Origin of the sequence: Parasediminibacterium schistidii (assembly GCF_046546515.1) — a bacterium.
GTDB lineage: Bacteria > Bacteroidota > Bacteroidia > Chitinophagales > Chitinophagaceae > Parasediminibacterium.
In genome coordinates this window covers 57496-70045 of the sequence record NZ_JBKHKJ010000015.1, presented here as the reverse complement: position 1 = coordinate 70045, position 12550 = coordinate 57496, and the positions used below count along the sequence as shown (strand labels likewise).

General features: G+C 41.0%; 8 protein-coding genes. 2 read left to right on the top strand and 6 right to left on the bottom strand.

Features of this window, described 5'->3' with window-relative positions; all coding sequences use genetic code 11:
* Nucleotides 1-50 precede the first annotated feature (50 nt).
* The 6 genes from ACHFIY_RS10335 to ACHFIY_RS10310 all read right to left on the bottom strand — a co-directional run bounded on the left by ACHFIY_RS10335 (nucleotide 51) and on the right by ACHFIY_RS10310 (nucleotide 9661).
* Nucleotides 51-1763 carry a tetratricopeptide repeat protein gene (locus tag ACHFIY_RS10335; protein WP_410846012.1) on the bottom strand — a complete coding sequence of 571 codons (1713 nt, stop codon included), beginning with the start codon at nucleotides 1761-1763 and terminating at the stop codon, nucleotides 51-53.
* A 22-nt stretch (nucleotides 1764-1785) separates the two neighbouring features.
* A complete protein-coding gene (locus ACHFIY_RS10330) occupies nucleotides 1786-2712 on the bottom strand; it encodes a PstS family phosphate ABC transporter substrate-binding protein (protein WP_410846011.1) in 927 nt (308 codons plus the stop codon).
* Entirely contained in the window at nucleotides 2712-2951 is a 240-nt protein-coding gene (locus ACHFIY_RS10325) for a hypothetical protein (protein ID WP_410846010.1), read from the bottom strand. The genes ACHFIY_RS10330 and ACHFIY_RS10325 overlap by 1 nt, the downstream gene beginning before the upstream one ends.
* Before the next feature lie 306 nt (nucleotides 2952-3257).
* Nucleotides 3258-4277 (bottom strand): LLM class flavin-dependent oxidoreductase, encoded by a 1020-nt coding sequence (locus tag ACHFIY_RS10320; RefSeq protein WP_410846009.1) that lies wholly within the window; start codon nucleotides 4275-4277, stop codon nucleotides 3258-3260.
* A 1138-nt stretch (nucleotides 4278-5415) separates the two neighbouring features.
* Complete coding sequence (locus ACHFIY_RS10315) at nucleotides 5416-6585, bottom strand: Fic family protein (protein WP_410846008.1); 1170 nt, start codon at nucleotides 6583-6585, stop codon at nucleotides 5416-5418.
* Between the two features lie 370 nt (nucleotides 6586-6955).
* Nucleotides 6956-9661 (bottom strand): T9SS type A sorting domain-containing protein, encoded by a 2706-nt coding sequence (locus ACHFIY_RS10310; RefSeq protein WP_410846007.1) that lies wholly within the window; start codon nucleotides 9659-9661, stop codon nucleotides 6956-6958.
* Between the two features lie 958 nt (nucleotides 9662-10619).
* Between ACHFIY_RS10310 and fabD the strand changes: the two genes are divergently transcribed.
* Entirely contained in the window at nucleotides 10620-11513 is an 894-nt protein-coding gene (fabD, locus tag ACHFIY_RS10305) for an ACP S-malonyltransferase (protein WP_410846006.1), read from the top strand.
* A gap of 393 nt (nucleotides 11514-11906) precedes the next feature.
* On the top strand, nucleotides 11907-12368 hold the full coding sequence (gene tnpA, locus ACHFIY_RS10300; protein WP_410846005.1) for an IS200/IS605 family transposase: 462 nt from the start codon (nucleotides 11907-11909) through the stop codon (nucleotides 12366-12368).
* Nucleotides 12369-12550 lie beyond the last annotated feature (182 nt).

The following is a 12550-nucleotide window of genomic DNA, read 5'->3' as shown; positions in this document are numbered from 1 at the left end:
TACAAAGGAAAAAAGCCCTCAAACAAGAGGGCTTTTTTAATAAATTTTGTCTAAGGCTTAGGCTTTGCCTCTGCTTTTGCAGGTTTAGGCTTTAGTAAAGATTTTTCTAATGCTTCTTTTGTTTTCACAGCAAACGCATTTTCCTCCCCTGCATCTGGGTACAATGCCAGCATTTGGTTGCAGGTTTCTTTTGCTTTCGGGGTATCTTTTAGCTTGTCGTTGTAATAAACCAGCAAATAATACAGGTTATTAAAAACAGCTTTTTTATTCTTTACCACGTTAGCGGTAGCTGTATCTTTTAACAAATAAGTGTTTTGTTGCAGAATAGGCTCTACAGCAGTGCCTATTGAAGCTGAAGAGTCCAATGCTTTTGCAGCCCGAACATTGAAGTAGTATCCTTGTGGCTTTTCTGGGAAGGCAGCTATGTAGGCTTTTGCTACTTCCATTGTGGCCGCAAAGTCTTTCCCGCTATAGGCAGTACTGGCCATTTTATAGTAATCGGCCTCGCCCATGCTGCCACCCTTCAATTGTATAGCTTTTTGCAGCCACTTTATTTGGTCGCTATATTTTTTCGCCTTGCCATATATGTCTGCGGCTTGGTTGCTGTAGTTTACTTTGTCTGCGACAACACTGTCTGCATCTATTGCTTTTTGCAGGTAGGATATAGCAGTAATTGTGGATATGCTATCTGGGAATTTAGCATATATTTTCACAGCTACTTCATAGTCGCTGTTCCTGATTTTATCCGCAGGGGCATTTGCAAAATATTTTTCTATATAATTTTTCGCTTGCAAAGAATCGCCCAGCCTGTCGTAGTTGTAAGCAAACAACAAGCTGTTGCGATAGTACGATTTGCAATCGCTTGCATCCATGGCTTTTGCTTTGTCTAGGCTTTGCTGGTAGTTGCCCGCTATAAACAAGTAGTTAGCGTAGAAATAGTCTGTTTCACAGGCTTTGTCTGCATACTGTATGTATTTTTCAATATAATCTTTTGCCTTGTTTACGTCTTTATAGGCATAAAAATCATACAAAGAAAGATATACTGGCGGGAAAGCAGGATCTGCAGCAATAGCTGTGCTGTAGTATTGCTCAAACAAGTCTTTATTGTTCTGGCTTTGGTACACTTTGCCAATGCGGTAAGCAGGTATGGGGTTTTTAGGTTCCCTTGCCGCAGCATCGTTATATGCTTTCACGGCTTCTCCACCTTGATCGCTGCCCATTTTCAAATAATTGATACCCATGTTTATCATGATGTCGGCACTAGTTGGATCAAGTGCAGCCGCTTCTTTTAATTTATCGATACCGTAAGATGGGTCGCCAATTTTGCTGCCCCCATCTGCATTGGCACGGCCAATAGCATCTAATATAGCAGGGTTTGTCTTGCCTTTGTTTTTGCCTTTAGGCTCTTTAGCCATGGTGATAGCCTGCTCAAATTTTTGCTTGGCCGAGTTTACGTCGCCGCCTTCCATCAATTCCACATGCCCCATGCCTATTAAAATCCAAGGGTCGTTCACGCCGTCTTGTAGTGCTTTTTGGTAAATGGCTTTAGCCCCTTTTATGTCATCAACAGCCAAAAATGCCTGCCCATACCAATAAACTGCTTGTGGGTCTTTGTTATTGGCATCATATACTTTTTTTAGTATGTCTGCTGCGCTCTTGTTTTTTTCATAGCCTAGCATTTTAATGCCGTCTGCTATGCTTTGGGCGTGTACCACATTGGCTATTAACAAAGCCGTAAAAATTACCGGAAGTATTCTCTTCATGTTGCCTGTTTTATTATTAATATTAATCAGCATCTGTGATATTGCTTTTTCTTTTATTAAAATTCATCATAGCTGGCACTAAAAATGCCCGCCTGAATATCAATTGCCCCCGTTCCAAACTTAGAAAGTTTGCAAACCCTGTGCCAAGCCCTGTGGCATTCTCCTTCACTATATAGTACAAAGGCCGTGCTAAAGGGTATTGTGCATAGCTGATAGAAGCCGCAGATGGCCTTGCAAAATACCCTTTTTCAACGCAACGCACACATTCTACCAAGCCTAATTTTAATTTTTTTAACGCTTCCTGTTGCTGGGCATCGTAATTATCGCCCACCCAATCCAAGCCTACAAAACCAATTGCATTATCATTGCTAGTGATTGTAGCCACTACGTCTTCGCTGTTTTTTGCGGCAACAACGTTTGTACCAAAAGGTTTTCCTTTTAAAATACTGTCCTGCAAATACCGCACCGTACTGGTGGCGTTTTTGCCATCCATCACAGCGGTTATTTTTTCGTCCCCTGCTAATATATGCTGCAAACGGCTTAGGGTAAAGGCTGTGTCGTTGCTTGCAGCATTCACAATTACTGCTACCGCATCATAAGCTACCAAGGCAAACTGCGGCTTGAACCTTAACGCTGCCTTGTAATAAACTATTTCATTTTCTGTAAGCCCCCTTGCCACAATTACCATCCTTGTGCTATCGTTTTGTAAATCTTTAAGGCACTCGGCTTCTGGTTTGTAATTGGCTATAATATGCGCATTGGGGAACGTGGACTCATATACTTTTATCTGCTCGTCTATCACGGGTTTAAAACTCTCGTCCACGCTTATGTTGATAGTGCCTTGCTGTGGGGTATCGGGCTGGGTTTTTACTGGGGCGTTGTTGCAGGATGCAAGAAACACAAACCCATATATAATTCCGGATACAATGTTTTTTTTGTTCATCATCATTAATAGTCCCTCTTTATGCCCCTGTACAACCGAAAGCTACCATACATCAAGCTAATACCCCCAAACATATACCGTAGCAGCGGGTCAACCGTTATCACTTGCTCTATTTTAAGCATTTGCCCAAACAACAAGCAAAATGCCACAGCCAATATCACCACAGCACGGCTAATATCTGCAACCATAACCATGGTGTCTTTCCCTGTTCTCCTGCTCCTAAAATCATCTTCCGTTGATGGCATGGTAATTTTTAATTCTTTTCTTTTGACTTATTACTTACCACTTACGACTATAATGCTGGCAATATAGTGATTTCTTCTTTTTTGCGATACGCCAAAAATACCAATGGCATAACTTGGATGTACAGCATCTGATCTTATAGCTTTCAGAAAAGCCTTGAAGGCTATGTTTAAATGAGATACCAAATAGTTTTTATTGCATAAAATAGTTTTTAAAGAACTTTGGATAGTCTATAATATTAGCAGGATTTTAACCAATTGGTGTTTAAACAGGGAATGAAGATGCAATAATACTTAATTCTTGCTGAGCTATTTTCCATGTAAATACGGAATAACCTCCCTCCCAATCAATTCTATCGACCGCATCAATTGTTGGTGCGTAAGCCCTGCATTATCCATTTGAAAAGTAAAGCGGTCAACGCCGCCCAATGCTTCGCTATGCCGTAACAGCTTTTCGGCAACCTGTTCTGGGGAACCTACTACCAATACACCTTTAGGGGCAATCAACGCATTGAACTGCCCTTTGGTTACAGGTGGCCAGCCGCGTTCCTTGCCCAGCTTCGTCCAAAGCTCTGCATAGCCTGGGTAATAGTCTGCAATGGCTTCTTCGGTTGTGGCAGCTACATAGCCCGGTGAGTGCAAGCCAACCTTTAATTGCTCTGGTGAAAAGCCAGCCCTGCGGCCTGCTTCCCTGTATAAATCAACCAATGGGCGGAAACGTTCTGTTTCACCTCCAATAATGGCCACCATCAATGGCAGCCCCAATGTTCCTGCCCTTATAAATGATTCTGGCGTGCCGCCTACGCCCAGCCAAACAGGCAATTTTTCCTGTAGCGACCTTGGATAAACAGGTTGGTTGTGCATGGCTGCCCTAAACTTGCCCGACCACGTAACAAACTCGTGTTCACGGATGCGGAGCAGCAAATCCAGCTTTTCTTTAAACAAGGCATCATAATCGTTCAGGTCAAAACCAAAAAGAGGGTAAGCCTCTATGGCAGAACCACGGCCAACTACCAGTTCAGCCCTGCCTTTGGAAATCAAGTCCAGCGTTGCAAAGCTTTGGTACACCCGCACTGGGTCGGCAGTGCTTAATACAGCAACGGCACTGGTGAGCCGGATATTTTTCGTCCTTGCAGCAGCCGCCGCAAGTATAACGGCCGGAGCAGAATCCAAAAATTCCTTTTTATGGTGTTCACCAATGCCAAACACATGCAGCCCGGCCTCATCAGCTACGGATATACGCTCCAATAATTGCTCCATGGCATCTACACTGCTCAATGCATTGCTGCCATACATGGCCGATGCAAAACTATCTACCCCTATTTCCATTTGATAATCATTAATGAGTATAATATTATGATTTTTGCTTTGCTATAGAACTTAAATATAACAATTTGTAGCTGAACAAATTAATTAGAATATTAGCGACTAATTCTTTTTTTAGGCACAGGTGAGTGTAAACTTAGCATTGCCTGCAACCTTGATGTGGGGCAAAGCGAAAACTTTTATAGCCCATTTTCAGGGGCATTGCCTGCTTGGTTTGGCTGGCTTTAGGAAGCCAAAATTGAATTTTGAGGTCTTTTTGCAACATAACTCATTGAAATACAGTGTTTTATGCTTTTTACAAGTGAGTGTTTTGTGAGTGATTCGTGAGTGTTTTTTGAGTGATTTGTGGGTGATTTGTGAGTGATTTTCGAGGAAAAGTGAGTGCTTTTTGAGTGTTTTGTGAGTAAAGATGTAAACTGTCATAACGGTTTTTTTGTATATTAAAAATAAGCCCACCGGGGCAGCGAGCCAATGCGAGGCTAACCACAAAAAACCTCCGAGGTTTCAAAAACCTCGGAGGTTTTGAATACACAGGGCCAGTGCCAACGCAAACAAGGAGCCATATACTACAAAGTTGGTATTGATTTTGGACGCGTGCAAAAGAACAATCCTATATGGGGGAAATATGCCCCCATGAGCGCCCCAAAATGCCCCCATGATGGAGGATGTTTGCCTTGTGGATAGGAACTATTGGCGTGGCTCTCTTTTTTTACATTTTGAAGAAATAGATGTGAAAAATTAAAAACAGTACACGGAAAAGGTTAAGCCAGTTATTACAAGCTGAACCTTTTGCTTTCCTAATCCATTGCTATCAAATCAGGTGAAACCTAACCAAACATTGGCAAGTTAAAAAAGGAAAGTTGCATCTATCAGGGTAAACGCATCAAAATTCATTTTGCTCGAATCTTCGAGTTTGACACCAGTCCTGGCATAAGCCACCTTATTTTATCCGGTTTTGGCAGAGCCAAAATTGAAAAAAATGCGCAGCATATTTTTTTCAAAGGATAAAATAGAGTGGCGTTGCCAGGACGAAGCCCGCCGGCTATGAGGCAAAAGGACTGAAAAGAGGCATTTTTGAATAAAATAGGCAATTAGGCGCAGATTAAATTTTGATGCGTTTGCCCTGTTGCATCTATGCTTACTATCTTGCTGTTCTCTTTTTAGCAATCAAGCCCTTTAGCAATCCAGTGTTTGCTATGTATTTGCCTTTGTCTTTTACGATTAATTCGAGCTCCAATAATTTTTCAATATCCCTCGCCAATGTCCTTTCGGACAAATTGCTGTAGAACCTGGCAAGTTTTATAGACAAATCGGGTACCTCAAGCAAAGAAAAAGGCTGTTCCATTGGCAATTCTAAAGCCAATGCCCGCTGCCGTTTAAATACATCCTTCTTGTTCATGTGCACGCCATCGAACTTGTCGTAAATCAATTTTTGCCAGGAGTTTACAAACTGGCTTTTTTGAATAGTTTCCAGTGTCTGTTTCAGCCCATCCCTAAAGCCCAGCAAGGCATATTCAATAAAGCCGGTAAGGTCATTGGTAGACGTTGCTTTTTCTATTTGCCTGTAATAATTAGCCCTCGTTTGGTTATAGTGGTTTGAAAGTATATGCGAAGCAATATCCGGGTTGCCACCACGAAGCAAAATATAAAATTCTACCAATCGGCCAGTCCTGCCATTGCCATCACCAAATGGGTGTATCCATTCTATATAAATATGCGATACAATTGCTTGGATCACTACCTCGCTAAATGTTTTGGTTTGCTTCTCAAAACCAAACTCATCCCGTAGCCATTTACAAAATTCATCAACCAAAACCGGCACATCCCTGTAATCGGGGCACCTGTAATTTCCTACTACCACATCATTGTTCCTGAATTGCCCGGGTATAGCGGCAAAATGCTCCCCCAAGCCCTTGCCAACCATCCTTTGGAAACGCCTTAGCAGGTCGGCTGAAATTAAATTGGTTTCATTGTTGGCGATAACTTCCTGCAAAAGTTCATTAAACGCATCCAATATATTCCTTACCTCAATTTCCTGGTATTCCTTGCTTGGCGGCATTTTGTCGCCAGCAAGCATCCTCTTTATATCATCGTCCGACAAAGTGTTGCCCTCAATAGCCGTGGTAGCCTGCGCACCTTTAATCAGCGACACATTCATCAATTCCTGGTAATGTTTTGGCATTATCGGGGTATTGTTAATGGCACTGACAAATGCAGCACATTGGCCAAGCAAAAACTGTGAAGTTCCCGTTAATGACCAGTTTTTTCTAAACGATAAATGAGGGTATTCCCGATGCAATTGTACAGCCATAGTAGTTGACATTTATTTTGACAAATCACTAGACAGATTATTTGTCAAATATAAGCATCTATTTGTCAAAGGCAAGTTGACCCGGTAAGAATATACAATATTTTGTGTCCAAGCATCCTGTCCAATATTTAGCTTTTACGGCGATAGCACCGTTCATGGATTAGCTATCTATTGGGCTTTTACCGAAGCGAAGAAGATGGGGAAGCTCAAAAATTGCATCTGGGACAAGTAGCACGCTTGCATGGGCAATAGCCAGCAACACAAAGTTTGACCTAGAGTAGTAGGGCAGCAGCTTGTTTTGGCATAAAGAAAAAGAGGGTTTGGCTACTTGTAAGCCAAACCCTCTTTTATAATTATTTAAAAGCCCTGCCTACTCTACTACCAATTTACTATTGTAGTCGGCTTCTTTAGTATGTACGGTTACCGTATAAGTACCAGCCGATAACTGATGGATGGGCAAGGTATAGCTACTATAAGTGCTTCCGTCTATCTCTTTTGCCAATACCCTTTGCCCTACTGAATTATACACCGCTATGGATGCCAAGGAAACCGTTTGCTTGAAATGCAATACTGCATTGCCTTTGGCAGGGTTGGGGGTAATTGATAATTGATAATTGTTAATTGACAATTGTACCTCTACTATCTTGCTATAAGTAAAGCTGCCATCTTTGTCTATCATTTTTAGGCGATAGAAATTCTCCATGCCTTGAAGGGGTGTTATGTCTGTGAAACTATAAGTGCTGTTACCACTGCCGTTAGCAGGTACTGTACCTATTGTGGTGAACGTTTTCCCGTCTGAGCTGCGCTCTATGGTGAAGGATTGGGTATTTACTTCGTTGGCGGTTTGCCATTGTAGGGTTACTACATTGTTGCTTTGTTTGGCCGAGAATGAGATGAGTTTGAGGGGAAGGGGATTGGTTTGGTAGTAAGCCCAGTAGGTATTGCCCATAGCATTTTCAGGAAATACACTTGAAGTAAAAACCTTGCCTGAATAATTATCTGCATATACACAACTTGTAAAATAAGACGGTGACAAAGAATTAGTGCCCCCTAACTCTGTCCAGCTAGTGCCATCCCATTTGGCTACATAATACTTACCGCTGTTATTGCTAAAATACCCAATAGCATACACATTCCCATTTGTGTCTATAGCTATTTTTTGAATATAATTATTTGCGGCTAGTGCATTAAGGCCTCCCAATTCAGACCAGTTAGTACCATCCCATTTGGCTACATAATATTTGCCGCTAGTATTGGTAAACCTACCTGCCGCATATATATATCCTTTTTTATCATTGCACATATCCAGAATCGATTCATTTGCAGCAAGCCGATTAGTCCCCTCAAGTTCAGCCCAATTATTGCCATCCCATTTAGCTACATATGAACCCATTGCAGCACAAATATTTCCCGAAGAATCACTGCACAACCCTGTTATTTGTCCACCTACAAAAGTAATAAAATCATTCAACCCAATAAGGCTCACCCATTTACTGCCGTTCCATTTTGCCACAACAGTTCTCCCAAATTGTACATTTGGCATACTAAATACTCCTGCTGCATAAATAGTTCCCGCTTTATCGCTATAAATGCTTAGGATATCATTATCCGCAGCCAAACTGTTTAGTCCTCCTAATTCACTCCATTTATTGCCATCCCATTTGGCTACATACCTATTGCCAGCACTGTTTGTAAATTCACCGGCAGCATATAAATTGCCAGACGAATCCCTGCAAATACACCTGATGGGTTTGTTTGCAGCCAAACCATCTAATCCACCTAGTTCTTTCCAGTTAGCCCCGTCCCATTCTGCAACATATCTGTTGCCCGAACTATTGGTAAAATCCCCCCCAGTATATATTTTACCGGATACCCCACTGCAAAAGCTATATATAAAACTGTTTGCGCCTTTTCCATTGATGTTTGCGGTTTCTTCCCATTTGCTGCCGTTCCATTTGGCTAGGTATGTGTTTCCCCTGGTATTTATAAAACCACCAACTGCATATACATTAGAATGCCCATCACTACAAATATTGGTAATATAGCTGTATGGCCCAGTTTTGTCCATTCCGTTTAGTTCGCTCCAACCCTTGCCATCCCATTTAGCAACATATTTAATGCCAGTGCTATCAGTAAAGTCCCCTGCGGCATAAAGGTTGCCATTTCCATCAAAGCAAATACTAGTGATGGCGGAATTTGCACCCAAAGTATCTACACCCCCTACCTCACTCCATTTATTGCTATCCCATTTGGCTACATATCTATTCCCATTAGCATTAGTGAAATTCCCAGCAGTATATACATTGCCCAAAGTGTCAGAAGATATACATAGAATATTACCAACGAATAATTGCCCAAGCCTATCTCCTAGCACGCTCCATCGACTACCATCCCATTTTAATACATGATAACTTCCCTGGATTTCACTTTCCGTAAATACGTTTCCAGAATTGTCACAATGAACAGTGAATGTGGTGTATGTAGTAGGTTCGGGGAAAAAGATTTTACTCCATTTACTCCCATTCCATTTGGCCATATAACTTATACCTGTTGAATCTGCAAACGATCCTACGGCATATAGGTTGCCACTTGTATCGCAATCGATTTTCATTACAAGATTTCTTCCATTGGTCAATCCCAAAGAATCCAATCCATTTAGCTCGTTCCATTTAGTCCCATCCCATTTAAATAAATAATTATTTGTTATATAGCCATTGATATTTATATAGCCTGCTGCATAGAGAGTACCATTATGGTCGCAACAAATACTCTGAACGGTTACATTTAATCCACTTAATTGTTCCCATTTTGTGCCATCCCATTTTGCTGCAAATTCTTTGTAAGGGCTGCTGAAATTGTGTGCCTCAACACCTGTGGCATAGATATTCCCATGCACATCTTTGCAGATTGCAGTAATCCCTGACTGTAACCCATAATCCACAGGCCCAATATGTGTCCATTGTGCATGTATAGTGTTACCTATACTTGCCCCTAGCAAAAGAAAAACAATAACCCATGTTTTATAAGCGGATTTAATACCTTTAACTATAGAGGTTTTGGATTGATGGTAGCTCATTTTGATAATAATTTAAAAGTATTTGGTTTGCGTTTTTAGGTTGTTTATTGTGAAATCAGCAATAAAACAAAGCTATAAGATTATTGTGTATTTAACAATATTTTTTAGTAATGAAAAAGGAATATTCTGCTGGACGCCATGTTAGCTAAGCGCATGGCACCTAAACAGATAATTGGGATTTTCTAATCACATGCTTTATTCGTATATGTTTTCAGCACAACAACGTAGTTGTACTTATTAAATAATCCAAGGGAGCATTTCAAAATTTAGCTTTCTTGTTGTTTTCAATTTGGCAGAAGTACGAAATATTTATTCCTGCAATAAGTCAATCCCTGCTGTTTGCTGCCCAGCAAGCATCCTATATGGGGGAATTTTGGGATGCTCATGGGGGCATATTTCCCCCATATAGGATTTTTATTTTGGGCTATATACCTATTCATACCAACTTTACATTAAAGGAGCAACTAAGGGCATCTTGGCCTTGCTTCTTGCATCGGATGTTAGTTGGCTTAAGAAAATGATAATCCACCATCAAAATCTTATAGGTTGCTTATCAATAAATTATCATTTTACTATAATAAAACTATCATTCCATTATCAATACAGTATCATAAAATTCACTTAAATTATCATAAAAAACGAAGCTAAAAAAACAAAAAATAGTTGAATATCAATGAGTTAAAGGCAAAAAAGGGAAATAGCAAAAAAAAATAAACCACCGAAAAACAAAAAATAACTCATTTCAAATCGTCGTTTAAGCCTTCGCATTCCCCTCCTTTGTTCTTGCTTCCTTTCTCTTTGGAGAGGGTTGGGGTGAGGTTGGGCTAAGTTGATTTCTTAATAGAAAAGCTAAAAAACTTTTATGCACCCTATTAATACTTAGGGCCTTACCAAGCAAAAACGAAACCTTGCCCTATTGGGCTTTAGCCCTTAGTTTTGCCGCCTTAAAAATAATGATATGAGCAAACATGCTTTTGTTTTCCCCGGCCAAGGCTCTCAGTTTAGTGGCATGGGCAAAAACCTGTACGATAACAATGCCAAGGCAAAAGACTTGTTTGAATTGGCTAATGAAATATTGGGCTTCCGCATCAGCGACATCATGTTTTCTGGCACAGACGAGGAGCTGAAACAAACCAATGTTACACAGCCTGCCGTGTTTATCCACTCGGTTATAGCTTATAAAACGCTAGAAGATGCAATACCAGACATGGTAGCGGGGCATTCCCTTGGCGAGTTTTCTGCATTGGTGGCCAATGGCACGCTTAGCTTTGAAGATGCGCTTAGGCTGGTAGCCATCAGGGCAAACGCCATGCAAAAAGCCTGTGAAATTACCCCATCCACCATGGCAGCTGTGCTAGCTTTGGCAGATGAAAAAGTAGAAGCAATTTGTGCGGAGGTGCAGGCAGAAACAGGCGAAATAGTGGTAGCAGCCAACTACAATTGCCCCGGGCAGTTGGTGATCAGTGGTTCTGTGGCAGGCATTGCCATTGCCTGCGAGCGCATGAAAGCAGCAGGTGCCAAACGTGCCTTGGTATTGCCTGTGGGCGGTGCTTTCCACAGTCCGTTGATGGCTTCTGCCAAGCAAGAACTGGCTGCCGCAATAGAAGCAACACAATTCAATACCCCTGCTTGCCCTGTATATCAAAATGTGGTGGCCGCTGCGGTAACAGACCCAGCAGCTATCAAGAAAAACCTTGTGGAGCAATTAACGGGTGCTGTGCGCTGGACACAAACCGTGCAAGCCATGGTTACCAATAGCGCAACACATTTTACGGAAGCTGGCCCCGGCAAAGTATTGCAAGGGTTGGTGCAGAAGATTTATAAAGAAGCGGTGGTGGATGGAGTGAATTAGTAAGATACAAGCTAATTTTATAGGGGGCATAAAAAATTTTCGCTTTACTAGTGCAATGCTAACTGTTAGAATGAAAATATCTGTTTGATTAGGCTGATGCCATCGGCATCAAACGTTTATAGAAAACAAATGATACGCAAGGCACATGCGACCCCTTCGGGGTCGAAGGGTAGCGGGTATTTTTGATTTCTATAAACGTAAAATCCCGATGGGATTAGCATAGATTTATGTAAATGCTGATGGCTTTAGCGAAAAACTTCTATATAGCCAATTTGCCATTAATACACGAAAAACAACTAAGTTTACATACAAATTGGTTATTTCTAGCTAAACATAAGTTGCTTATGGGGAGACTTTTATGCACCCATTTTATAGTTAAATGCTATACATAGTATGCCAAATACATTCTCCCAAATTTATATTCAATTAGTTTTTGCAGTCCAGAACAGGGATGCGCTAATTGACATTTCTTGGGAGGAACGCCTTTATCAATACATTACTGGCATTGTTCAGCACAAAGGCCAAAAAATGATTGCGATTAATGGCACGCCCAACCACATACATATTTTTATTGGCATTAAACCCAGTAGTTGTATCAGCGATTTAGTACGGGAAATTAAAAAGTCAAGCAATGACTTTATTAATGAAAATAAATTGTCCAGATTTAGGTTCAATTGGCAAGAAGGTTATGGCGCATTTTCTTATGCCCATTCACAAATAGATGCAGTTGCCAAATATGTGATGGCTCAAAAGGAACACCACAAAAAAATTACTTTTAAGGATGAATACATAGGGTTTTTACAAAAATTCAATATAGAATTTGATGAAAAGTATTTGTTTGATTGGTTAGCCTAATGCGATGCCTTTGGCATCGAACGTTTATAGTAAATGTCAACCCGCAATGTTTGTGCGACCCCGAAGGGGTCGAAGGATAGGCACATTCGCATTTCTATAAACGTAAAATCCCTTTGGGATTAATGAACTTTTTAACCAGCCGATGCCATAGGCATCAAACGTTTATAGAAAATATCATCCAC

Excerpts from the sequence above, each read along its gene's own strand:
- ACHFIY_RS10330 (WP_410846011.1), bottom strand. The coding sequence starts at position 2,712 with ATGATGATGAACAAAAAAAACATTGTATCCGGAATTATATATGGGTTT.
- ACHFIY_RS10310 (WP_410846007.1), bottom strand. The coding sequence starts at position 9,661 with ATGAGCTACCATCAATCCAAAACCTCTATAGTTAAAGGTATTAAATCC.
- ACHFIY_RS10320 (WP_410846009.1), bottom strand. The coding sequence starts at position 4,277 with ATGGAAATAGGGGTAGATAGTTTTGCATCGGCCATGTATGGCAGCAAT.
- tnpA (WP_410846005.1), top strand. The coding sequence starts at position 11,907 with ATGCCAAATACATTCTCCCAAATTTATATTCAATTAGTTTTTGCAGTC.
- ACHFIY_RS10325 (WP_410846010.1), bottom strand. The coding sequence starts at position 2,951 with ATGCCATCAACGGAAGATGATTTTAGGAGCAGGAGAACAGGGAAAGAC.
- ACHFIY_RS10315 (WP_410846008.1), bottom strand. The coding sequence starts at position 6,585 with ATGGCTGTACAATTGCATCGGGAATACCCTCATTTATCGTTTAGAAAA.
- fabD (WP_410846006.1), top strand. The coding sequence starts at position 10,620 with ATGAGCAAACATGCTTTTGTTTTCCCCGGCCAAGGCTCTCAGTTTAGT.
- ACHFIY_RS10335 (WP_410846012.1), bottom strand. The coding sequence starts at position 1,763 with ATGAAGAGAATACTTCCGGTAATTTTTACGGCTTTGTTAATAGCCAAT.